Origin of the sequence: Aneurinibacillus sp. REN35 (assembly GCF_041379945.2) — a bacterium.
Taxonomy (GTDB): domain Bacteria; phylum Bacillota; class Bacilli; order Aneurinibacillales; family Aneurinibacillaceae; genus Aneurinibacillus.
Window position 1 is genome coordinate 138,746 of sequence record NZ_JBFTXJ020000003.1, and the last position, 23,472, is coordinate 162,217.

Genomic DNA, 23,472 nt, shown 5'->3' on the forward strand with positions numbered 1-23,472 from the left:
GAGGAAAGACGTTGTTTTACCTTTAAAGAAAGTGGGCTGAATGCTGTGCTAGAAGCGTTTGTTCAACCGATAACGGCCCTGATCTCTGCGATGATTACGACGCCTTTCTCCATACTGGCTGATGCCTTTGCCTCGCACCCTAAGCGGATTGAGACGGGGACGCAAAAGCATTATTATCGAAGCAATTTCTCATTCAAAACATATGTGCCAAGCGGATATCATAAAGCGGACTCGCTTCCGCTCGTAGTTATGCTGCATGGATGCACACAGGATATGGATGATTTCTCGGCAGGTACGGAGATGGATGAGTTGGCGGAGAAGCATAATTTTATCGTACTCTACCCTGAGATGAATATACTTGCTAATCCGAAGCGCTGCTGGAATTGGTTTTATGATTATAACCAGCACCGTGGAGTTGGTGAGCCTGCCGTAATTAAAGGCATGGTTGATTTCGTAAAACACCGCTATCGTGTGATTGAAGATCAGATATATATTGCGGGTCTTTCGGCGGGTGGGTCCATGAGCGTCATTTTGGCGGTAACATATCCTGATGTCTTCTCTGCTGTCGGTGTGGTAGCAGGTGTCGGATATGGGGCGGCTACGGATATAAGAGAAGGGCTTTCTGTTATGAAGAAGGGTAAGGATGATATAGAGTCCCGCGCTAAAAAGGCGTATATAGAAATGGGGAAGTATAGAAGGCGGGTACCGCTCCTTATCATTCATGGTGAAGCGGACCGGATAGTAAATCCGGTAAACGCCAATCAATTAGCTGAACAATGGCTAATTCTTGCGAATGCAGCACTTTCCGAAGAAGACGAAGATGGGAAACAAGAAAAATCGGTCCATACCACTACAGGCGAGACGGGCGGAAGAAAGTATACGAAATCAATTTATTATGATGATCACGGTGTACCTGTAGTGGAGAAGTGGCTCGTGTCTGGACTCGGGCATGCTTGGCCGGGAGGAAGCGCTAACGGTACACATACAGATGCGCGCGGCCCAAAGGCATCTAAGTTATTATGGGATTTTTTTGCAAGCAGCAGATCATGTTAGCGACAGATGCGCGCATGCGTTATAAATCCATGACAGACGGGGATGTTACGTCCCCCTTTGTCTTTTTACATATTATAATGGAAGAATAAACCGGAGAAGAAGTAGAGCAGACAGGGAGGAGGTGGCTGCTATGTATATTTGCTTTGATGTAGGAGGAACAAATATCAAGGCCGGACTTGTGGATGAATCAGGCATTGTTAGGGTAAAGCGAAGCGTAGCAACACAAAGCGATCCAGAGCGAGCATTCCAGCAATTCCGTGAACTGCGTGAGGTGCTTTGTGATGAGAGCGGTATCCCACCTGTGAAGATCCGGGCGGCAGGCATAGGGGTACCTGGGTTTGTTGAGATGGAAACCGGATGGGTGATCCGTGCCGTCAATCTCGGTTGGAGGAATGTTGCCGTAACGGAGCGAGCATCGTCCGTGCTTGGGGTACCGGTATTTGTAACTAATGATGCCAAAGCTGCAGCGCTTGGAGAGATGTGGAAGGGTGCTGGTAGAGGGATGGATAATCTGCTATGTCTAACCATTGGAACCGGCATAGGTGGGGGCGTTATCGCTAACGGACAGATTATTAATGGAATGCATGGATTAGCTGGAGAGATTGGTCATTTTCGTGTAAAAATAGATGGTGGACGTATGTGCAATTGTGGAAGAACAGGGTGCCTAGAGACAGAAGCGTCTGCCACTGCCATTGCGTATTATGGTGCGCAGGCGGCAGAGCAGCATCCCAAGAGTCTATTAGCTAAGCGTATGAATGAGGCTGGGAGGGTAAGCAGCAGGGACGTAGCGGAAGCGGCACAGAATGGGGATGCGGCCGCACGTAACGTATTGAAGAATGCGGCGTTTTATCTTGGCTATGCATTGGCAAGCATTTATACGGTGACGGCTCCTTCACGGATTGTGATTGGAGGAGGCGGATCTGCAGCAGGTGCTGCGCTGTTTGAGCCGATGATCCGCTATTTTTATGAATATATGCTGCCTGATGTAGAAGAGAAACATATCATTGTCCCGGCAGCGTTGGGAAATGACGCAGGAATCGTAGGTTTAGCAAAGCTGGCTGATATGAATTTTTCACCTTCGTCGGTATAGAAACAGGAGAGGATGATGAGAATGCAAAAAATCGCGGTTCTAACAAGTGGTGGAGATGCTCCAGGTATGAATGCGGCGGTGCGTGCAGTTGTACGGCGTGGAATTTCGCACGGTATGGAAGTGTACGGTATCTACCATGGATATGAAGGGCTGATGCTAGGTCAGATCGAGAGAATGAATGTTGGAAGTGTAGGGGATATCATTCAGCGTGGTGGTACAATTCTGCACAGTAGCCGAAGCGAGGAATTCAAAACAGATGCCGGCCAGAAGAAAGGGATTGAAAACCTGCGCGCTAAGGGAATTGAAGGATTGGTGGTCATTGGTGGAGACGGGTCCTTCAGGGGGGCGCAAAGGCTTTCGGATAAGGGGTTTTCCACTATTGGTATTCCTGGAACTATTGATAATGATATTGCAGGTACAGAAATGACGTTAGGATTTGACACGGCGGTGAATACGGTCCTTGAAGCCATTGATAAGATACGCGATACGGCCACTTCACATGAGCGAATTTTTGTTGTAGAAGTCATGGGACGACACCGGGGGGATATTGCCCTGTGGGCAGGATTAAGCGGTGGAGCGGAGTCGATCCTCATTCCTGAGATGGAATTTGAAATAACAGATGTCACGAATCGACTGTTAGAAGGGAACAAGCGGGGGAAGAAGCACAGCATCATTATAGTAGCCGAAGGTGTGTGTCCGGCTTCAGAGATTGCACGGCAAATAAAAGAAGAAGCAGGCTTAGATACAAGAGTAACCGTGCTCGGACATGTACAGCGCGGCGGCTCTCCGACCGCTTTTGATCGGATGCTGGGCAGTCGGCTGGGCGCCAAGGCGGTTGATTTGCTGCGTGAAGGAGAGAGCGGAAAGATGGTAGGTATTCGACAAAATCGAATTACTTCTGTTGACTTTGCCGATGTGTTCAGCGGCGAACATAGCATTGATATGGATATATACGAATTGGGAAAAACGCTGTCCATCTAAGGAATCGTACAGCGCACAAAAAAGAGCCGCCCTATTTTTGGGTGGCCCTTTCTCTTTTTATTCTTCATCTTCAGCTCGTTTAAGCTTTACGTTTGAGTGTTTATCTGCTGCTTGTTCGGCATGCTCTTTTGTCTCCTGGATAGGGTCTTCAAACTTACCTTCTTTGCGCAGCTCTTCATTTGATTTCAAGTGCTCTACCTGATCGCCCACTTCTTTGGCGGTCTTGAAATCCGGTACGGCTGTATTTTCAATTGCGTGCTCTTTCTTGTCTTTTTCACTATGGTTTCTGTTGTCATTGTTGTTATTCAATGTACTCACCCTCCCGTAATAATTATGTTTCTGTGTATTTTACTTTACCCAAGTATCTTTCGTAGCAAACAGACGGAGATGCGAGAATTTGCTGTTATATCATGACTTGTGTATATAATAAATTTAATACGTAACAGGATACAGGGGGGACGGCTATGTCATCACGGGCCGCTTGGCGGCTTTTCGCAGTTTTCTCGCTTCTTTCCACGCTGCTATTATCCACGGGATTCTACCTCGGTGTCACCAATATCCTCTCTCCGTCTGCAACGGATTGGAAGACGGATAAAAGTGCGGGAGAGAAACCGGTGCAGCCTGCAAAAGATACGGTACAAATTGTCGCTCTAGGCGATTCGCTGACGAGAGGAACAGGAGATGGAGCGGGACTTGGTTATGTAGGGAATTTACGGACGAGCCTCGCACAAAACACGGGTGAGGAAGTCTACGTGCTGAATCATGGGGTAAACGGGTATAAAACAGCGGACTTGCTGCGTGATCTGCAAAAGAAAGAAGATATCCGACGCACGGTGCGCCAAGCCGATATTATCACGCTGTCCATTGGCGGAAATGATTTATTTAATGCGGGAGGAATGGAGGAAGTAAAGCCGGAGCTTAGCTACAAACGGCTGCCGGAAGCTATGAAGAAGTACGAGCAGATTGTACAAATCATTCGTTCATTGAATCCTCAGGCTACGGTTATGTACGTTGGTTTGTATAATGCCTTCTCCGATTTATCGAATGCACAAGCAAGTGATGAAGTTATCCGGCGTTGGAATGGGGAAACGTCTGCGGTGTTATATAAGTATCCACGTACAATTTTTGTTCCGACAGATGATTTATTTCGAACGCACGGCACAAAGTATTTATCAAGTGACCACTTTCACCCCAATCAAGCCGGATATCGACGTATCGGGCAGCGGATGGCGGAGTCGATCAGGTAAGGAGGGATAAGAAGTGAAGCAGCGAGCCACTACCCTTGAGATAGAGAGCGTAACCAAAACCATTCGTCGTACACCGATTATCAAGGGCATATCGTTTTCTGTAGTAGAAGGAGAGGTATTCGGCTTTTTAGGCCCGAATGGCTCAGGCAAGACAACAACCATCCGCATGATGGTCGGTCTTATTCGGCCGACGACCGGCCGCATACGCATATGCGGTTATGACGTACAAAAGCAGCATACGAAGGCGCTTGCTCAGGTGGGCTCCATTGTAGAAAACCCGGAACTGTATCCGTTTCTAACGGGGATGGAGAATCTTGAACAATTTGCACGTATGCTTCCTGATGTGAAAAAGGAAAAGATTGATGAGGTCATTGAGCGTGTTGATTTAAAGGAGCGAATTCATGATAAAGTGAAGGATTATTCACTAGGAATGCGTCAGCGATTAGGCATTGCTCAGGCGTTGTTAGGTGACCCGAAGCTTTTAATATTGGATGAACCGACCAATGGCCTTGATCCGCAGGGAATTAAAGAGCTGCGGGCTTTTATCCGACAGCTTGCCAGTGAAGGGCTGAGCGTATTCATCTCAAGTCATCTGCTCAGTGAAATCCAATTGATGTGTGATCGAGTCGCTATTATTAATAAAGGACAAATTATTCGCGTAGGCGAAGTGGATGAACTGTTAACTCAAGAATTCCGTACTATTATTTGGTATGGGGAGCCGCAGAAGGCGCTTCGCCGTTGCCTTGCGTCCTCACCGTTTGTGCAGGTGCAAGAGGAGCCGACATCGGATGGAGGGATTATAACCGATGTTGTTCCCGAGCATATTTCCGAATTGAACGCCGCGTTGGTCGCTCAAGGCATTGCAGTCCAAGGGATCGAATGGAAAAAGCCAAGTCTTGAAGACTTGTTTCTGGATATGACCGAGGGGGAGCGCCATGTCTAACTTGTATGGATTGGTTATGAATGAGACGGTGAAGATATTGCAGCGGAAGCGGCTGTGGGTGATTGTATTGATTTTGTTAGTGCTCGTACCGATTTTTACATATGCTCAATTACGCGCCACCATAAGCAATCAAAAGCAGCTTGGAACGACCGATTGGAAAGTAGCGGTACGGCAGAGCATTAACGATACAACCAACCGATTGAGCAGCACGCGCATTCCGGAAGAATGGAAGAAGTGGATGCAGATTCGGATTCAACAGCAGCAGTATTACTTGGATCATGACATCAATCCGACCTCGCCGAACGGCGTTACATTCACGCGGGATTTCATGAGCAATGCCGTATCCTTATTCATCCCATTGCTCATTGTGGTCGTTGCTTCTGATCTTGTCTCGGGTGAACATACGAGCGGGACGATTAAGCTTCTGCTAACGCGTCCTGTTACACGTGGAAGGGTGCTCACAAGCAAGCTGATTGCCCTTGTCTTATTTGTATCGGCGATTGTGATGTTAACAGGGATCATTGCGTACCTGATTTCAGGGCTTGTCTTCGGATATGGGGGCTGGACGTATCCGGTATTGACCGGTTTTCAGATTCGTGGGGAAGATGTAAATACGGAAGGTGTGCATGTGCTGCCGCAATGGCTGTATATTCTTATGGAATACGGTCTCTCATGGTACGCTTGTCTTGCAGTTGCATGCATTGCCTTTATGGTATCAGTCCTGGTACGCACGACGGCGGCTGGCATGGGGATTATGGTGTCGGCATTGATTGCCGGAACAATTCTTACGAACATGGCCTCTGCTTGGGAGTCGGCGAAGTACTTTTTTATGGTTAATTTGCAACTGCCTGATTACTTATCAGGTACTCTGCCGCCTATTCCCGGGTTAAGCCTTCCCTTTTCACTGGCAGTGCTTGGAATATGGAGCGCAGTATCGCTGCTTATTGCGTATACGGTATTTATCCGGCGCGATGTGCTCAGCTAAAATGAAACGGGACAAATCGCTACAGATGCGGTTTGTCCCGTTTTTTATGGGAAAGCTTATGCTTTTTTTGCAGCGTCTACTGTCGGAAGAGGTGCGATATCATATCCGCGGTTTTTAAGCAGTTCGATGACTTTTGGAAGCAGATGCACCGTTTGTTCTTTCTCATGCATAAGTATAATTGAACCCGGCTTTACTTCACGAGCAATATTATCCATAATAAGGTTGGGCTTATCTCCATATTTCCAATCCAGACTATCAACATTCCAATACGTTAGGATTTGATTGGTTTCTTTAGAGGCTAGCATCGTATTGTGATCCACGGCCCCATAGGGTGGGCGGAAATAATGGATAGGCACGCCGATTTTTTGCGAGATGTAGTCGGTAGATGCGCGAATCATCTGGATTTGTTCTTCTTTTGATTTTTTTGCTAATCTGGCATGATTCATAGTGTGTGTCCCAATAACATGGCCGTTTTTGATCATCTGCTTAGCAAATTCAGCTTCCTGCTCAGTCTTTAAGTTTTGCCCGATCCAAAAGAATCCGCCTTTAAGCTGCTGTTGATCCAAAATTGCTACGATATCTTTCGTATGCTTTCCGGGTCCGTCATCAAACGTTAAGTATACGGTCGGTTTTGAGCGTGGGATTTTTGCAATCATATGGCCGACGACTGGCATATCAGAAGAATGTGGTTGTGGTTTTGTTGTTTGAACTGGTGCGTCAGAAGCGGGTTTTGTAGCTGGATTTGGCTGTTGAGTTGGTTGGTCTTTATGTTCGTCCGTATTCTTATCGGAAACCGCTTCACCAGCAATTTGGTTTAGTATTTTATTTGCTGATTGAACGGATGGGCTTTCATTAAAAATCAAGTTAATCTGAATAATTGCGCCTAATAATAGGATAGCAAGCCAGATTCGATTTCTTCTTTTTCTCCTCCGGTTATTCTCCAAAGTAAGTCCCTTCTTTCTCTATAAGGTCATGCTTGACAATATGGCTGAGAGGTCTGCGTTGAATAAGGGTGGCAATTTTTTACGTATAAAGCTATATCGCATATTCTACTATAAAAACGAGGCCAGTGCGTAAAAAGTTCCAGTAAAAATAAAAATTAATAAGTTTGTAAAAAGACTCCATAGCGCTATGGAATGTGTAAAAACGAAGGAAATGTTCTGCAAAACTTTCCTCCAAAGAAAGAAATCGTTATAATGAAGGCAATCGTTTTTTTTGAAAAAAGATTGCAATGGAATGCCAACAAAAAGTAACGGAGGGATTTTACCATGATGTCATATGATGAATATATGCGTTCAGTTATTCAACCGATGCGTACAGAACTTACATCTGTAGGATTTGAAGAGCTGCTGACGCCCGAGGATGTAGAGGCGAAGTTTGAGAACATGAAAGGAACTGCGCTTGTAGTTGTCAATTCCGTATGCGGATGTGCAGCAGGACTTGCTCGTCCGGCTGTAGCGTATTCGGTGCAGAATAGCGAGAAGAAGCCGGATCATCTCTATACGGTGTTTGCAGGTCAAGATAAAGAAGCAACAGCAAAAGCGAGAGAGTATTTTACAGGCTATCCGCCATCCTCACCATCTTTCGCGTTGCTAAAGGACGGGAAGTTGGTCTATATGATGGAGCGCCATCAGATCGAGAACCGCCCGCTTGAAATCATTGCTTCTGATCTGCTTGAAGCATACAAACAGCATTGTGAATAAAAAGAGAGGCTCCTTTCCCATATACGGGGAAGGAGCCTTTTTAAAATGCTTGCCTTTATGTTGGCTGCGTGATAGGATATATCTTGTGACTGTTAAAAGTTACGGACAGGTGTCCGAGTCGGTCGAAGGAGCACGATTGGAAATCGTGTAGGCGGGGTTAACTCGTCTCGTGGGTTCGAATCCCACCCTGTCCGCCATTTATATATGGAGAAGTACCCAAGAGGCTGTAAGGGGCTCCCCTGCTAAGGGAGTAGACGGGTTAAACCGTGCGAGGGTTCGAATCCCTCCTTCTCCGCCATCATTACGTTTTAAGGCGGTGTAGCTCAGCTGGCTAGAGCGTACGGTTCATACCCGTAAGGTCGGGGGTTCGATCCCCTCCGCCGCTACCATGGACTTTTTGTATATATTGTACCATCGACGGGAAGTGGCTCAGCTTGGTAGAGCGCCTCGTTCGGGACGAGGAGGTCGCAGGTTCAAATCCTGTCTTCCCGACCATTATATATTGAGATCTCAAAGCTTCAATTCGATATGCGAATTGAAGCTTTTTTTAATGTTTATTAATTTTTTTCGATTAATTTTTTAAATTGTAACTTGTTTCGTGAAGGAAAATGGTGGATACTGGTAGTATAGGTTTTTGTGCCTATTATTTTGGCAGTTGCAAGAAATAGAACTTGATAGAGAAAAGGAGAATATGCATGGAAAAGAAGTATTCCCCGAGAGTAAAAAGGACCAGAGAAAAGATCCTGCTTTCAGCTGTAGAGATTTTCTCGCAAAAAGGTTTCCAGGCTTCCACCATACGTGAAATCGCCCGCTTGGCTGGTGTAAATGATCTGACAGTGTATCGTCACTTTGAGAGCAAGGAAAAGCTGTTTACGGAGATGTTCCAGCGTCATGCGCTGCTAACAGAAATTAGCGAATATATTGTACAACGTATATCAGATGATTATGAACGGGATTTGCGTTCCATCATTCGCACGTTTGTTTCCTCATTCAAAAAAGAGCTGCCTTTGATTAAGCTTTTGCTCAGTGAAGCGGAAAAGATGGAAGAGTGCCGTAAATATGTGGCAATGTTTTCCGAAAAAATTATTGAGAAGCTTACTGCGTTTTTCGATTACTACAAAATTGCGGGTCAGGTGCGGCCAAGTGCCAATAGCTATGCGATTGCTTCCGGTCTCTACAATATATTATTTGCCCGTATTTATTCCCTTATCCTTCACGGAGATGATGTACAGCCTTCTTCTATGCCAGAAGAAGCAGTTATGGATGGATGGACAGACTTATTTATCTCAGGAACACTAATTTCCGAATATTCGTATGCCAAATAACGAACAAATATAGCAATAGACATAAAAACATTCGTATTTTTTATTGATTCTTTACATAGTAGACGATATAATCAGGAAGGTCTCAAAAATAGATGTACATCCAGGAGGGCTTTCAACTGATGAGGTACGATATTGTGATTGTAGGTGCCGGCCCGGCCGGTATCTTTACGGCATATGAATTAACACGCAAAAATCCTGCTTTAGATGTGTTATTAATAGATAAAGGACACGATATCTTCAAACGTCGCTGTCCCATTTTAGAAAAGAAAATTAAAAAGTGTCCGCCTCCTGCCGGTCGTAAGGAATTCAGTGGCTGTCTGCCGGCTTGTTCGATTACGAATGGTTTTGGCGGTGCGGGTGCTTATTCGGATGGTAAGTTTAACATCACCACTGAATTTGGTGGCTGGATGACTGATTATCTCGCTCCTTCAGAGGTGCTGGAGCTGATTCGTTATGTTGATGAGATTAACTTGGAGCATGGTGCGACGTTAAGTATTACTGATCCTACAACGTCAGCAGTGCGTGAAATTGAGCGAAAAGCTGCAGGTGTGGGTTTGAAATTGCTGCGTGCAAACGTTCGCCATCTCGGAACGGAACAAAACCTTGAGATTCTTCAAAGCATCTATCGAGAGTTAGAGAAGAGAATCACGATGAAGTTCAAAACAGAAGTCGCTGATATTCTTGTTGAAAATACGGAAACAGGTCTACGTATCCAGGGAGTGGAATGCAAATCCGGCGAAACATATCTAGCTGACCATGTAGTAATCGTTCCGGGACGTGACGGTTCTGAATGGTTCGGCAATATCTTAAAGCGTCAAGGACTTCGTCTGCTGAATAACCAAGTAGATATCGGTGTTCGAGTTGAGACATCCAATGTAGTTATGGAAGAAATTAATGAGCATCTATATGAAGGGAAATTCCTGTATAAATCTACTACAGATCAAATAATTCGAAGTTTTTGCTCCAATCCAAGCGGTCATGTAGTCGTAGAGAACCATAGTGGTGTCATGGCGGCAAATGGACATGCTTACAAAGATGAGAAGCTTGGTTCTCCAAATACGAACTTTGCTCTGCTTGTCTCCCATGTGTTTACGGAACCGTTTGATAAACCGAACGAGTATGCCAAAGAAATCTGCTGCCATGCGAATGATTTATCTAATGGCTCCGTCATCGTGCAGCGCTACGGAGATATTAAGCGCGGGCGCAGAACGACAGAAAAACGCTTAAAAGAAGGTTTTCTAGAACCGACGCTGAAAGAAGCTGTGCCGGGTGATTTAGGACTTGTATTGCCGTATAATACGATGAAGAGTTTAATTGAGATGGTGGAAGCACTGGATCATGTAACACCTGGAATTGCGAGCGAACATACGTTGTTCTATGGCGTGGAAGCTAAATTTTACTCTGCGCGTCCTTACCTCAATGAGCATTTTGAGACGGAGATTCAGGGACTCTATGCTGGAGGAGACGGTGCAGGCATTACACGTGGACTTGCCCAGGCTGGAGCTTGTGGCGTTCATATTGCACGTGACATCTTAATCAAAGTGAAAACACCGGCAGAAACCGTATAGCATGAGATTTCTTTCCACTTATTCTCTGTATTTTCTCTGTTTTCTATGATATAAAATGAAAAGAAAAGAGGGTGGAATAGGGAATGAGAGGAAAGCCAACCGTATTGATTGTCGACGATGATGTTGATATTTGTTTTTTGATGGTTACCGCTATTCAATCCGATCAGGTAGAAGTACTTACTGCTTATTCGGGACAAGAGGCGCTGCAACTGTATGAACAGCATTATCCCGAACTGGTCCTGCTTGATATTCAATTGCCGGAGATGAACGGCATTGAAGTATTGAGCAAGATGAAAGAGATCGAGCAGGATTGTCAGGTGATTATGGTCACTGCCTATGCGACCATTGAGACGGCAGTGCAGGCGATGAAGCTAGGGGCGCTTGATTATATTTGCAAGCCGTTTAAGCTTCCTCAATTGCGGGATACGGTGCAGAATGCCATTGAGTTTATTATGAGTGTACCAGAACATTTGCCGACCCTTGAAGAAGTAGAGCGTAAGCACATTGAGAAGGTACTTAACGAAGTAGAAGGTAATCGCCGCCTGGCGGCTGAGAAGCTTGATATTTCCTTGCGAACGTTATATTACAAAATTAAACAATATAATATTTCCACCCCTTAAAATCCAGAAATGTACCAATCTGGATTTTTTTCTGCAATTTTTGCACTTCAGCCCTCTAGAGTATAATGTTTACAATGGTAGTAATATAGCCATAGAAAAAGGGATGTGCCGTATGCGAAGAAAACTATTTTTTCTTTTGGCGCTGTTGTTGTTGTCTGGTTGCTCACTGCTTTCTTCAGATAAAGAAGAAAAATATGTTCCTCATAATAAAACGCTGAAGATAGCGCTATTGCTAGAAGGAAAAAAATACGATCAGGGCTGGGATAACCAGGCATATGATGGTCTAAAGGAAATTAAGCGGACAATGAATGCGCAAACAATATATATGCAGCATGTAAATACGGAGCAAAAGCAGATTGCCGAAACCAAACGACTAGCTGAACAAGGTTATGAGCTTATTTTCGGTAATGGGCGCAGCTTTGAGAAGGTATTTAATCAGCTTGCTCCTGTTTATCCAAATACGCAGTTTGTTTTTTTTAACGGGAGATCGGAAGTGGATAATGTATCAGCCATTAATTTTACACCCGAATCGCTCGGATATTTCTCGGGTATGGTAGCTGCAACAATGACCAAGTCGAAAAAAGTAGGTTTAATTCCCGCTTACAGCTCTATGAATGAGATTGCTCCGTTTATACGGGGAGTTCAAGACTATAATAAAAAAGCTAAAGTGATGGTTCGGTCGGTAAATAGCTGGAATGACGGAGCAAAAGCGGTACAGATTGCCCAACAGATGATGGAAGAGGGCGCAGATATTCTTGTGCCTATGGGAGATGGTTTTAATATTGATGTAATTATGGAGGCTCATCATAAAGGACGATGGGCTATTGGATATATTTCCGATCAATCGTTCGTTTCTAAAGACACGGTTATTACCAGTACAGTGCAAAATGTCAGCGATGTCTATGTTAAAGTAGCCATGCAGCATAAGGAAGGAACGCTGCCTGGCGGGTGTGTGAACTATGACTTCAACAATGGAGGACAGGATTTGGCTGGTTTTGGACCGATGGTGCCGCCTTTTGTTCAAGAGCAATTAGAACAAAAGATTAAGCAATACAAAACGGGAGAATTCTCCTTGCCACTGCCCATTCATTCTGTCAAATGCCGAGGAAAATAATGGAGCGGATGCGATGAAAATACTTCAAAAATGGAATAACATGTCGATTCGCTTTAAGTTTTTTAGTGTGTTTTTAGCGGTCGTTCTGTTTGCGGCAAGCGGTATGCTTGTGTTGAACAACCAACTGCTGCAGGTGGTTCGGGATAATGATAAGATTATTACTCGTTCTGTCCCAAACTCAACAACACAGCTTCAGCTCAAGAGTACAATCATGGAGCGGATTAACTATGTGATGCTGTATGTTTCAACAGGACGCCAGGAATTCTTAGCTAAGTTTGAAGATGCAAGTACCCATGCGCATCGTATTGAGGATCAATTGTTGCACAGTGCGCTGCCTTATGAAGAAGAAGGCATTGAACGGTTTATTAACCACAGTCGAGACTGGGAGGATATTCTATATAATGAAGTCATTCCTGTATATCAGCGCAACAACCGAAAGGATGCGCTGGATACGTTGAATGCAAGAGCACAACCGATCGCCATTCAATTAATGAATGAGGTAGAGAATCTTTCACAGCGAAAAATTAAAGAAATCAATCATGAGAATGCTAAGGTATTGCAGAATGCATGGGCTTCAGCGAAGGCTGGCTACATTGTTATGGCAGTTACCCTCCTTGTTGCGCTTCTGTTTTCTTATTATATGGCACGTAGTATTACGAATCCGATTTTATCGCTTCTATCCACGGTTCGCCGCATGGCGAAAGGCGATTTTAGCTCTAGAGTAGCCATAACAAGCCAAGATGAATGGGGCGAGCTAAGCAAGGCATTCAATCAAATGAGTATGAATACAAACAATCTAGTGGAAGAGTTACGGGAGACGAATGTAAGGCTTCAGGAAGAAACATGCCGTGCACAGGAATCTACCCGGTTGAAATCGGAGTTTCTAGCGAATATGTCACACGAGCTTCGTACGCCGCTTACAGGCATTATCGGTTTTGCGGAACTTCTGCATGAGGATGCTGAGAAGCAGCTCTCTCCTGCTCAGAGAAAATTTACAAATAATATTATGAAGGCTGGCGAACACCTGCTGTCAATGATTAATGATATTCTTGATTTAAGTAAGATTGAGGCAGGAAAGTATGAATTGGAAATGTCTCGATTTGATCTTGTGGCATTGATTCGAAATACGCTGACCATGCTTGAAGCGAAAGCGGACGGACATGGCATTTCACTTGTGTTTACCACAGCGTATCCAGCTTTTCCCGTAGTTGCAGACAAGACAAGGATTCGGCAAATTCTACTCAACTTAACGGACAATGCCATTAAATTTAGCTCTCCAGATAGCACGGTTCAGATTACATTAGAACAGGGCGAGAATACGGTCGTAGTTCATGTATCGGATGAGGGAATTGGTATTGAGGCGGAGAAAGTAAACAAGATTTTTGAGCCGTTCTATCAAAATGACGGTAAATTGGAACGCAGATACGAAGGAACCGGACTGGGGCTTGCCTTATCCAAGCAGTTGATCGAGCTGCACGGCGGAGCGATTGGAGTTACGAGCAAGCTAGGAGAGGGGAGCGTGTTTTCATTTGAGCTGCCTGCTTGTGCCGAAGAAACTCTTAGCTGTCAATCATGCACACAAATCAGCGACAGTGAACCGCTTCTCGTATTGTATACAAAGGATTTTCTTGAATACTTTTCTAAATTTTCTAGGCAAATTCAAAAAGATAAGCGTTCTTTCTTGGTGTTTATGATAGAATCAAGGCAAGAAGCGGTCAAGATTGTGCGCGGACATACCGAACATGATATTTTGATTGCGGCGCAGTCTTTTCATCCCGGTTATGTCGATATTCTTGAAGGTGTACGGGAGTGTACGCAGCAGAAGGTGTACGCTTATATTGAGAAGCCGCTGCGTTTTGTAGAACGGGGACAGGTTATGAGAGTAGTGGATTATATTTTTCCTCCTTTGAAAGATGCTGAAGAGCCTTCACATACTCGTAAGTAAGGTTATTGAATTAGTAAAGGGGAATGTAAGATGGGATACCGCATTTTACTTGTGGAAGACAACCCTTCAAATCGTGAACTATTTATTGAAATTTTACAGCTAAAGCCCGAATATGAAGTACATGTAGCAGAAAGCGGAATCGAAGCGCTAGAGATGCTTGAGATATTTCGACCTGATTTGATTCTGATGGATATCCATATGCCGCGTATGGATGGCTTAGCTGTAACCCGAACGATTAAATCCATTCCTGAATTGGCTTCGATTCCAATTGTAGCGCTATCAGCTCTGGCTATGAAGTCTGATATTAAATCGGCACTAGAAGCAGGCTGTATTGGCTATATTACGAAACCGGTGCGTATTCGAAGCTTTTTGGAGAAGATAGAGACATATATGCTGCAGGACAAACAGGAGGGGCAGCCTTCAGTTACTGCTCCGCATATAGAGGAGTAGGGTAAGCTGGTGAAGCGAACGAATTCTTTAGAGTTTTGTGTTTCTTTCTTTCTTGTGTTCATCCTTCTGCAGGTAGGTTGGTTTATTTATCGGCTTATTGCGGTGCCAGAGAGAGTCTGTGGAAGGGAATTGGTAACAAGTATTATTATTATTTTTACTCTGATCGGCATTCTTGTGGCTTTTATAAGAAAGATGTCAAAGCAGAATAAAATACTCGAAGATACAAACCGTAAGCTTGCCGAGCTTGATCGGGTTAAAACAGAATTTCTAGCGAATGTCTCGCATGAGCTGCGTACACCGCTGACTGTTATTATGGGGTATTCTGAATTATTGGCTGAGCGTTTGAAGAAAGTAGAGAACGCGACAGATGTAAAGTTTGTTCAGACCATACACCGCAAGTCTGAGGATTTGTTAAGCTTGATTAATGATTTAATTGATTTTTCCCGTATTGAGTCCGGCAAGCTGGAACTTAAGCTCTCGCGCTTTAAGCTAGAGGATGTAGTGGATGAGATTGTAGAGGATCTTGCAACGAGCATCAGTGTCAAGGAGCATACAATTGAGCTAGAACATGCTGCTCTTCCATTATACTTGTTAGCAGATCGCGGAAAAATCAAACAGATTGTCGCAAACTTATTGCAAAATGCAATTAAATATACCCCGGATGGCGGTCGAATTGTGATTCGTACATACACAGACGATGAGGCTGGCTATCTTGAAGTTGAAGATAACGGAATCGGCATCTCTCAAGAGCAGATTGAACAGCTATATCAACCATTCAAGCAGATGGATTCCTCTTATAACAAAAAGTATGAAGGCTTCGGATTAGGGCTAGCCATTACAAAAAGCCTCATACAAAGCCACAACGGAACCATACAGGTGCAGAGTACAGTGGGAAAAGGTTCTCGATTTATCGTTTCCCTACCTAGGGAAAAAAATATCTAGGTTTTGCATAAAGTGGTAGTGGGTAAAAAATTTAGAAGAGGAAGAAAGGATGGATGATGAAGATGGCCAAATTATCGCAAGAACAAATTGAGCTGAATTTGTCCAAAATTCCTGGATGGACGCTTGAAGACGATGCATCAATTCAGCGTAAAGCCGCGTTCGGAAGCTTTCGCGAAGCACTTGAATTTGTAAATCAAGTAGGTAAGTTCGCGGAGGATGCACAACATCATCCTGATATCGACATCCGTTATAACAAAGTAAAGCTTCGTCTAAAAACGCATGACAAAAATGGATTAACAGGCAAAGATTTTGCCCTGGCACAAAAGATCAACGGGATATCCTTACAAAAGCCAAAAGCAATATAATTCATAATAATAAAGAGAAGAAGGCGCGTAGGTATATACCTACGCGCCTTCTTCTCTTTATTATTGATAATTACGTCGCGGAGAGTCCGCTCCGTACTCTTCTCCATATTTTTTTGCAATCACCTGCTGGATCTCCTGTAGAGGTTTACCGGCCTGGCTCAGAGCAATTGTATCAGTGGCAACTGCAATAGCCTTTCCACTTGTGCTGCCATGGGAGTTCCAAACAATTTTTCCATCCGGATTGATTTTATACAGGAATGCCTCTAGGATATTAGGATAGTCACTACCATCATACACAGGAACCTGCTTCATGATTTCCTGGTGCTCTAGTGCAAGCTTATATATATGTAGAATGCTTCCGTCCGTATTGGTCAGCATTTGTGGAGTGTTATGAATGCTGTCGGTGGTTTCTAAAGTATCACCATTTGGAAGCTTCTCCTGTGCAGCTTGTGATGATGTACAGGCTACGGCAAAAAGAGAAAGAAGAAGCAAAAAAAGAGTAAGAATAAAACGCTTAAACAATGTAAAAATCCCCCTTTTTTATCATCCACCGTTAATTATAAATGCATCTTCCGTATTTGTAAGGTGTAATTGTTACAATTTATCGCCAATTCATCTAGAGATCTGTGTATATTTTAGAGGGCCGAGCATATATACAAGTATGAATGTACGAGCGGTTTGAAGGAGATGAAGAAGGGGTGTGGGTTCGCAATATTATTTGGTTTATCCTGCTTATCGGTATTGTCGTGTTTAGCATTTTGCTGTTTTTACTTGTCATGGACCCGATTCCTGATTATACGGAGCAAGCGGTAGAACAGACAGTCGGACAGAGGGAAGGTGGACAAGAAGCCGGTGGGGGAAAGGAGGGGGGGATTGACCATAACGAAAGTACGTCTTCGGTCAAGCAGGAAACAGAACAGCAAACGCACGAACAAAGCAATCAGCAGAGTGTACCTGCAAAGACAGTAGAAGCGGATAAAGCGACAGCCGACCATCAAAGCTCGTCCTCTACCGAACAGAAGAAAGTGATCGAAAAAGAGCCGCCAGCAGAAAATGCGGGCGGCAAAAATGAGACAGGAAGTATATGGTATGCGTTTGGACAGGGCGTAGGGTATGCGGCCCTTTTTGCACTTTTAATTCCGTATATGCTTTTCCTGGCTTCAAGTATGCGCGGCAGTTCGGCTTTCCGAAGGCTTGGCCGTACGAGTGCACCGGCCTTTTCCTTTTTTTCGCTGATGGGTATTGCGGTTGCTGCGCTGCACGGCGGGATGATGCTTCGGCTGGTGGAGCCGTGGAATCGTCATCTGTTGGGTGGTGTTTGGTTGTTTGTTTTTATCATATTTTTTCTACTGCGAGCCAGTTTGTACAATTCGGCTTCCCCATTTGCCAAAGGCAACCCATTCACGATTCTCACCGTGCTAATTCTCTTATTGTTTGTGATTCACTCGCTTGGTTAGTGCGGAAGATTGCGTAATTCCTTCTTTAAGATCTTGCCTGCGGCATTTTTCGGCAGTGTTTCAACAATTTCAACGAAGCGAGGCATCTTATAATTCGCAAGATGCGGCTTCAGAAAATCAAGAACGGAGCGGCGGTCAAGCGTCTCTCCTTCTTTTGGGACAACAAATGCTTTGACAACCTCGCCTTTAACAGGATCAGGCACTCCGATAACAGCGGCCTCTAATACGCCGGGATGCCGGTATAGGACCTCTTCGACTTCCCGAGGATATACGTTTAGCCCGCGGGTAATAATCATGTCTTTTTTGCGGTCAACGATAAAGATATATCCTTCTTCATCCATATATGCGATATCGCCTGTATGCAGCCATCCATCAATAATTGTTTCTTTCGTGGCTTCTTCTAGCTTATAGTAGCCCTGCATGACATTCGGACCTTGCACGAGAAGCTCACCCTCCTGACCGGCAGCCCGTTCATTTCTTTTCTCATCAACGATACGAACACTTACAGCAGGCAACGGTTTGCCGATGGACCCTGGCTTTTTCTCGCCATCTAGCGGGTTAAGGCTGACAACAGGAGACGCTTCAGTAAGGCCATATCCTTCTACAAGAGGAATATTGTACTGGTGATTGAATAAGTTAAGCACTTCTACAGGCATAGCCGATCCGCCGCAGACGGCAAGGCGCAAATCGGGAAACTCCGCCTTACCGGAGCGGAGAGCCTGCGCTAGAACAACATACATAGCCGGCACACCGCAGAATACGGTTACATGATTCTGAACGAGGGACTGCATAATTTCCTTTGGATGAAACGCTTCATGAATAACGATTGCTGCTCCTGCGTACAGGGGAAGCAGAACCGAAGTAGTGAAGCCAAACGTATGAAACATCGGAAGCACGCACATGAATACGTCTTTTTCATTGAGTTGGAGTAACCGATTACACGAAGCTGTATTAGCAAGGAGGTTTTCATGGCTTAGCATGGCCCCTTTTGGCTTGCCGGTTGTACCGGATGTATACAGAAGGGTAGAAATCGTGCGTGGGTTGACTCCCACCATCTCTACAGGGTCAATAGCGGCAATGATCGCTGAAGTCTCTGGATTGATGATGAATACGTCCTGTAATCCTAAGCTTGCCTGGAGTTGTACAGCCGTTATCTGAAGCTTAGCGAGAATGTTCTCGTGGATGAACATCGCCTTTGTATCAGCGTTACGAATAACGTATGTAATTTCCTCCATTGTTAACGTTAAGTTCAGTGGTACAACAGTAGCGCCAAGCCGAGCTATAGCAAAGTAAGTATAAATAAATTCCGGCGTATTATAACAGCTCAGTGCAACCACATCGCCTGCTTTTACCCCTTTTTGCTGCAGGTACGTAGCATATTGCAAAATCGTACGGTCTAACTCACCGTATGTAATTTTTGTATCATGATAGATTAATGCCGTATCGTTCGGCTGTGAGTGTGTTAAATAAAAATTGCCCACATGCAGGCCCTTGATTTCTTCCAGTATCAAGTTTATTCCTCCTCAAATTTAAATGCTTGCATTGGTATGCTTCACATAAGTATACATTTGAATAGAAAAAGTGTAAAATATGTTGTTTGTCAAAATATATCTTTAATGCCAGAAGGAAAAGAGGTAAAATAGAAAGGAAATGGAATGATACGGAAGGGGAATGGAAGATGGAAGTGGCCTCGCCGAACTGGTTTGCGGACAGCATCATATTATCAATGGCCGAGAAAAATCCGAAAGTGAAGCAGAAGCTTGGACAGGAGATGACTGCCGGGCAATCTGCAATGTTTGCGGAGATGCTGGCTGCAGCCGTAAAAGATGAAGCGGCATCTCTTACCGTAGACCCCAATCGGCAGACAGCGACTTCGGAACTCATGATGGCTATGCTATCAGCTTCTCCTTATTCGGCTTCAAGCACTAGCGTTGGACAGGTAGGGGCAGCAGAGGCGACATCAACGCTGCCGACAGCGTTCTTGACACGTAAGGTGCTTCCTGCAAGCAATCCTTATGCATCAGCTGCTACAGCTCCTGCTTCGGGTCGGACTGATATTGATCAGGTGATCGCCTCTGCCGCTGAAAAATACGGTGTACCGGAAAAGCTGCTGCGCGCTGTGATTCACCAGGAGAGCAGGTTTAATCCGGCTGCACGCTCTCATGCCGGAGCGATGGGGCTGATGCAGCTTATGCCAGCGACAGCCGCTTCACTTGGTGTGAAAAATGGATTTGATATTAATGAGAATGTTGACGGCGGTACACGATATCTAAAGTCGCTTCTTGATCGTTATAACGGAGATGTTGAGCTCTCGCTTGCGGCTTACAATGCAGGCCCTGGCAATGTGAAGAAGTATGGAGGAATCCCTCCTTTTAAAGAGACACAGAATTATGTTCGTAAAATTACTGCCATGCTGGCATAGTATAGGAATATAGCAGAGGCCCCTTACTGATCCGTTTCGGAATCGGAAGGGGGCTTTTCTGTCTGTGCGATTTTCAAGCGCTCTGCAAGCGCAGGGCTAAAAGCAGGAATAAGATAGTAGCCGAGCGTTACAACAGCAGCAATCCCTACAAGAATCGCGATAAAATTCATCCCATCCACGATATAGATCCCTCCTTTTTACATATAGTATGCCGCATATATATGAAAACCATTAGAGCAAATACAGCTAGAAGTCCTTTTCTTTTATACACACCCATGCCATAATAGTTTGTATATTTTATGAACTGATCGATGTGCAGATGGCTGAAGGTGGATGCAAATGTACAAAGATAACCTTATATAAGACTGGAGGAAGTAACATGGGACAAAACCTTGCTTATTTCAATGGTCGTTTTATCGAACTTGACGAACCGGTTCTATCTATAGAAGAGAGAGGTCTGCAATTTGGCGATGGTATTTATGAAATGCTGCGAATATATGATGGGCATCCGTATACGCTAACGGAACATATTGAACGTCTATCAGCTTCAGCAGAAGCAATTCTCTTAGAACTTCCTGTATCAAAAAAAGACCTTGTCGACCTTGTTTATAATGGAATTACACGTTCTGGTATCCAAGAGGGTACTGTATATATACAGATTACACGCGGGTCAAGTCCACGTAATCATTTATTTCCGCAGAATGTGGCGGCAAATCTCTATCTTATTTGGAAGGAAGGCGTATCTGACCTAACACAGATGCGTGAGCAGGGGATTACAACGAGGATATTTGAGGATGAGAGATGGAGCAACTGCTATATTAAATCCCTTTGTCTGCTGCCTAATGTATTGGCTAAAGAAAAGGCTCATCGTCAGGGAGCTCATGAAGCACTTTTTGTTCGGGAGGGTAAGCTTAAAGAAGGGTCATCAACCAACGTATTCATTGTAAAAGACGGGATATTCTTTACACCTGTTGCTGATCGCTCCATCCTAAACGGAATAACCCGACAGAAAATGATGGAGTTATTGCGTGTCCACGGGGTACGGATTGAAGAAAGGGATATATCGGTAGCAGCGTTAAAAGACGCGGATGAAGTACTGGTTACAAGCTCTATTCAGGAGGCGCTTCCCGTTGTACAAGTGGATGAGACGGTGATTGGCGCAGGTGTTCCGGGTCCGTATTTCAAAAAATTGCTTATGTGGTATAAGGAAGAAGTGCAGCGAGCAGCTACGGTCATAGAAGATGCGAATGCGTAGGGTAACAGTGTACAGCGGAGCCGGGATTCTCCCGCTCCGCTGTTTTGTTGTCTATAGAGAAGCTAAGCGATCAGTCGTTTCATCATCAGGGGAATTGACCATGTGATGAGCAACCTGAATGAGGCGTTCATACATATAGCGACGGGCAGATCCTTCCATGCCGATCTCGTCCATCGATTCGCTCATAAGGGCAAGCCAGCGCTCCGCACGCTTTGGCGTGACCTGAAAATTCATATGGCGTGCTCGCATCATTGGATGACCGTATACATCGCTGTAGAGTGTCTCACCACCGAGAAATTGTGTAAGAAACATAAATTGTTTTTGTTCGGTAAGAGTGAGGTCTTTCGGAAAAATCGGGCTGAGCAGCGGGTCTTTTGCAACCCGTGAGTAAAATGCAGCTACCAGTTTGCGAAGCGTCTCTTCGCCGCCGATCGCTTCATATGGATTATGTGACATCATTGTTTTTGAATCCCTCCAGAATGCTGTGCTTTTTCTATTATACATAATTCTATCACTGATACCATGCAGGTGCTGTGATTGTCATCACGGATCATACAAAAAAGATCCCTGCCATTAGCGGCAGGGATTAAAATAGAGGAGTGGTTACAACACTTTAAGTATGCCATGTTTTTCATGTGAATTTTGTCAAACGGTTGCATATTTCTCAATGATGTTTGCTCTACTTTTGTCGAATGTGGCGAAAAAGTGAACAAATACTGATGCGTCTATACTCTTATGGTACATTTAGTAGTAAAGAAGAGGGAAGGGGGAGGATTCATTATGGAAAAGCAGGCTGTCGTCAATGCGCTCGTATCGTTGCCGGATGGGGCGGCACGATTGTTGTTTGCGCTGCTTGACAAAAGCAATATACTTGATCTGATATCAGGTAAACTGGGTGGAACATTGGAGAGAGAAGCCGCCCGAGCAAGCGGGTGGTCTAGAAATGAAGTACTGCTAAAGCTCCTTATTCGTTTGAATCAAACCATTCATAACGAAAAGATTATGTACATAACAAAAGAAGATTTGATTCAGAATATGTCACAGGTTGTAGGACAAGCGCTTGCGACGCTTTCAAAAAACGAGAAGGAATTCCAGGGTGAGGCTTTGCTTGATTTGCTTATGTATGAAGGGGACCGAATCGAGAATGCACGCAGAGAAGGTAATCTTGAAGTGCCGCTTCGTCCGGATGCTGGCTGCATCGCTTTGTACATGCAGCAGTTTTTTGAGCCGTCGAGCAAGACGCTTGCCGCTTTTTCTGCACAGCGTCTGCGTGAGCGGATGCTGCCATTTGTTATCTATATGCTATTTTTGTGGAATGAAGCGTTGACAGCGGAAGATACGGAAGAGAGGATTGGGAGCTTCCTACGGTATTGGCAAGAAAAAAAGGGGATTTATGACCATCTGCGAAACAAAATGCAAGAGCATGCGCACGCTATTGAATTAGAGGATCGGTTATTAGAACAGAAAACAGGGAACATGAAAGTGCTTCAGCGTCAGCTTGATCAAATAGCTGAAGAACGAGAGAATATCAAGACTGCGCTCATCCACCGTCTCCCTCACGATGTACATAAATTCGACGGTGTGTTCGAAGGCAAGGCGAAAACGGTTCGCAATCGAATGATAGAACTTCAGGAGCAATGGGAGGACGTACATGAGTCGAGAGAAGAAGAGAGAGAGGACGGTCTGCTGCGAAGCTTATGGAATCGTATTGACACGAGCATTAGCGGCGCGCACACAGAACGGGAAATGAAGCGGCTATCCGGTAAGCTTGTCGATGAGATGGTCGCGATGAAGAAGGATATTATTCAACTGCCTGTTTATTATATGGACCGGATTAAGCAAATACATGATTGCGATAGCAAAATTCATGAGATTAGGCGTTGGCGCTATCAATTGGAGCAGGAAGTTGAGAAACACAAGGAAAAAATTCAGCATCATAAGGTTCATCGAGGAACATTAGATCAGCAGATGAAACAGTGGGAAAAAGAATTGTTTTTCTAAAGGAGA

The 23,472-nt window shown here is 44.6% G+C and carries 25 protein-coding genes and 4 tRNA genes; 23 read left to right on the forward strand and 6 right to left on the reverse strand.

The window, feature by feature from the left end:
* Positions 1–45 precede the first annotated feature (45 nt).
* From AB3351_RS07025 to pfkA, 3 genes are all read left to right on the forward strand, one after another.
* A complete protein-coding gene (locus AB3351_RS07025) occupies positions 46–1,053 on the forward strand; it encodes an extracellular catalytic domain type 1 short-chain-length polyhydroxyalkanoate depolymerase (RefSeq protein ID WP_371146420.1) in 1,008 nt (335 codons plus the stop codon).
* Between the two features lie 130 nt (positions 1,054–1,183).
* Positions 1,184–2,143 carry an ROK family glucokinase gene (locus AB3351_RS07030; RefSeq protein ID WP_371146421.1) on the forward strand — a complete coding sequence of 320 codons (960 nt, stop codon included), beginning with the start codon at positions 1,184–1,186 and terminating at the stop codon, positions 2,141–2,143.
* Between the two features lie 21 nt (positions 2,144–2,164).
* Positions 2,165–3,124 carry a 6-phosphofructokinase gene (gene pfkA, locus AB3351_RS07035; RefSeq protein WP_371146422.1) on the forward strand — a complete coding sequence of 320 codons (960 nt, stop codon included), beginning with the start codon at positions 2,165–2,167 and terminating at the stop codon, positions 3,122–3,124.
* A gap of 57 nt (positions 3,125–3,181) precedes the next feature.
* Here pfkA and AB3351_RS07040 read toward each other — a convergent pair whose 3' ends face one another.
* A complete protein-coding gene (locus tag AB3351_RS07040; protein ID WP_371146423.1) occupies positions 3,182–3,433 on the reverse strand; it encodes a hypothetical protein in 252 nt (83 codons plus the stop codon).
* Between the two features lie 155 nt (positions 3,434–3,588).
* On the opposite strand from AB3351_RS07040, the gene AB3351_RS07045 reads away from it, so the two are divergent.
* From AB3351_RS07045 to AB3351_RS07055, 3 genes are read left to right on the forward strand one after another with little or no spacing between them, the layout of a single operon-like run.
* Complete coding sequence (locus AB3351_RS07045) at positions 3,589–4,371, forward strand: GDSL-type esterase/lipase family protein (protein WP_371146424.1); 783 nt, start codon at positions 3,589–3,591, stop codon at positions 4,369–4,371.
* Positions 4,372–4,384: 13 nt separating this feature from the next.
* Positions 4,385–5,314, forward strand: coding sequence for an ABC transporter ATP-binding protein (locus tag AB3351_RS07050; protein WP_371146425.1), 930 nt, complete (start codon positions 4,385–4,387; stop codon positions 5,312–5,314).
* On the forward strand, positions 5,307–6,299 hold the full coding sequence (locus AB3351_RS07055; protein WP_371146426.1) for an ABC transporter permease: 993 nt from the start codon (positions 5,307–5,309) through the stop codon (positions 6,297–6,299). The genes AB3351_RS07050 and AB3351_RS07055 overlap by 8 nt, the downstream gene beginning before the upstream one ends.
* Positions 6,300–6,355: 56 nt before the next feature.
* On the opposite strand, the gene AB3351_RS07060 is transcribed toward AB3351_RS07055, so the two are convergent.
* Positions 6,356–7,243, reverse strand: a complete 888-nt coding sequence (locus AB3351_RS07060; protein ID WP_371146427.1) for a polysaccharide deacetylase family protein — start codon at positions 7,241–7,243, stop codon at positions 6,356–6,358.
* Between the two features lie 324 nt (positions 7,244–7,567).
* On the opposite strand from AB3351_RS07060, the gene AB3351_RS07065 reads away from it, so the two are divergent.
* The 13 genes from AB3351_RS07065 to AB3351_RS07125 all read left to right on the forward strand — a co-directional run bounded on the left by AB3351_RS07065 (position 7,568) and on the right by AB3351_RS07125 (position 16,331).
* Positions 7,568–8,002 (forward strand): BrxA/BrxB family bacilliredoxin, encoded by a 435-nt coding sequence (locus AB3351_RS07065; protein ID WP_371146428.1) that lies wholly within the window; start codon positions 7,568–7,570, stop codon positions 8,000–8,002.
* 103 nt (positions 8,003–8,105) lie between these two features.
* Positions 8,106–8,199, forward strand: a tRNA-Ser gene (locus AB3351_RS07070).
* Between the two features lie 9 nt (positions 8,200–8,208).
* Positions 8,209–8,300 (forward strand) — tRNA-Ser (locus AB3351_RS07075).
* 14 nt (positions 8,301–8,314) lie between these two features.
* Positions 8,315–8,391, forward strand: a tRNA-Met gene (locus AB3351_RS07080).
* A 29-nt stretch (positions 8,392–8,420) separates the two neighbouring features.
* A tRNA-Pro gene (locus AB3351_RS07085) sits at positions 8,421–8,497 on the forward strand.
* 200 nt (positions 8,498–8,697) lie between these two features.
* Positions 8,698–9,327, forward strand: a complete 630-nt coding sequence (locus tag AB3351_RS07090; protein WP_371146429.1) for a TetR/AcrR family transcriptional regulator — start codon at positions 8,698–8,700, stop codon at positions 9,325–9,327.
* A 119-nt stretch (positions 9,328–9,446) separates the two neighbouring features.
* A complete protein-coding gene (locus tag AB3351_RS07095) occupies positions 9,447–10,895 on the forward strand; it encodes an NAD(P)/FAD-dependent oxidoreductase (protein WP_371146430.1) in 1,449 nt (482 codons plus the stop codon).
* Positions 10,896–10,978: 83 nt separating this feature from the next.
* Entirely contained in the window at positions 10,979–11,515 is a 537-nt protein-coding gene (locus AB3351_RS07100) for a response regulator (protein WP_371146431.1), read from the forward strand.
* A 112-nt stretch (positions 11,516–11,627) separates the two neighbouring features.
* Positions 11,628–12,629, forward strand: coding sequence for a BMP family ABC transporter substrate-binding protein (locus tag AB3351_RS07105; protein WP_371146432.1), 1,002 nt, complete (start codon positions 11,628–11,630; stop codon positions 12,627–12,629).
* A gap of 13 nt (positions 12,630–12,642) precedes the next feature.
* Positions 12,643–14,574 (forward strand): sensor histidine kinase, encoded by a 1,932-nt coding sequence (locus AB3351_RS07110; RefSeq protein WP_371146433.1) that lies wholly within the window; start codon positions 12,643–12,645, stop codon positions 14,572–14,574.
* Positions 14,575–14,604: 30 nt separating this feature from the next.
* Entirely contained in the window at positions 14,605–15,024 is a 420-nt protein-coding gene (locus tag AB3351_RS07115) for a response regulator (protein ID WP_371146434.1), read from the forward strand.
* A gap of 9 nt (positions 15,025–15,033) precedes the next feature.
* On the forward strand, positions 15,034–15,966 hold the full coding sequence (locus AB3351_RS07120) for a sensor histidine kinase (RefSeq protein WP_371146435.1): 933 nt from the start codon (positions 15,034–15,036) through the stop codon (positions 15,964–15,966).
* A 62-nt stretch (positions 15,967–16,028) separates the two neighbouring features.
* Positions 16,029–16,331 (forward strand): 4a-hydroxytetrahydrobiopterin dehydratase, encoded by a 303-nt coding sequence (locus AB3351_RS07125; protein ID WP_371146436.1) that lies wholly within the window; start codon positions 16,029–16,031, stop codon positions 16,329–16,331.
* Positions 16,332–16,391: 60 nt separating this feature from the next.
* Here the strand turns inward: AB3351_RS07125 and AB3351_RS07130 are convergent, their stop codons facing one another.
* Complete coding sequence (locus AB3351_RS07130; protein WP_371146437.1) at positions 16,392–16,853, reverse strand: PCYCGC motif-containing (lipo)protein; 462 nt, start codon at positions 16,851–16,853, stop codon at positions 16,392–16,394.
* A gap of 176 nt (positions 16,854–17,029) precedes the next feature.
* Here AB3351_RS07130 and AB3351_RS07135 point away from each other — a divergent pair, with 176 nt between their 5' ends.
* Entirely contained in the window at positions 17,030–17,788 is a 759-nt protein-coding gene (locus AB3351_RS07135) for a hypothetical protein (protein WP_371146438.1), read from the forward strand.
* Here AB3351_RS07135 and AB3351_RS07140 read toward each other — a convergent pair.
* The gene (locus tag AB3351_RS07140; protein ID WP_371146439.1) at positions 17,785–19,299 is read right to left on the reverse strand and encodes a long-chain-fatty-acid--CoA ligase; all 1,515 of its coding nucleotides are present in this window, start codon (positions 19,297–19,299) and stop codon (positions 17,785–17,787) included. The genes AB3351_RS07135 and AB3351_RS07140 overlap by 4 nt on opposite strands.
* Positions 19,300–19,670: 371 nt before the next feature.
* Here AB3351_RS07140 and AB3351_RS07145 point away from each other — a divergent pair, with 371 nt between their 5' ends.
* Entirely contained in the window at positions 19,671–20,210 is a 540-nt protein-coding gene (locus AB3351_RS07145) for a lytic transglycosylase domain-containing protein (protein ID WP_371146835.1), read from the forward strand.
* A 23-nt stretch (positions 20,211–20,233) separates the two neighbouring features.
* Here the strand turns inward: AB3351_RS07145 and AB3351_RS07150 are convergent, their stop codons facing one another.
* Positions 20,234–20,389, reverse strand: a complete 156-nt coding sequence (locus tag AB3351_RS07150; RefSeq protein WP_371146440.1) for a hypothetical protein — start codon at positions 20,387–20,389, stop codon at positions 20,234–20,236.
* 200 nt (positions 20,390–20,589) lie between these two features.
* On the opposite strand from AB3351_RS07150, the gene dat reads away from it, so the two are divergent.
* Positions 20,590–21,465, forward strand: a complete 876-nt coding sequence (gene dat, locus AB3351_RS07155) for a D-amino-acid transaminase (protein ID WP_371146441.1) — start codon at positions 20,590–20,592, stop codon at positions 21,463–21,465.
* 51 nt (positions 21,466–21,516) lie between these two features.
* Here dat and AB3351_RS07160 read toward each other — a convergent pair whose 3' ends face one another.
* Positions 21,517–21,921 (reverse strand): globin domain-containing protein, encoded by a 405-nt coding sequence (locus tag AB3351_RS07160; RefSeq protein WP_371146836.1) that lies wholly within the window; start codon positions 21,919–21,921, stop codon positions 21,517–21,519.
* A gap of 324 nt (positions 21,922–22,245) precedes the next feature.
* On the opposite strand from AB3351_RS07160, the gene AB3351_RS07165 reads away from it, so the two are divergent.
* Complete coding sequence (locus tag AB3351_RS07165) at positions 22,246–23,466, forward strand: coiled-coil domain-containing 22 family protein (RefSeq protein WP_371146442.1); 1,221 nt, start codon at positions 22,246–22,248, stop codon at positions 23,464–23,466.
* Positions 23,467–23,472 lie beyond the last annotated feature (6 nt).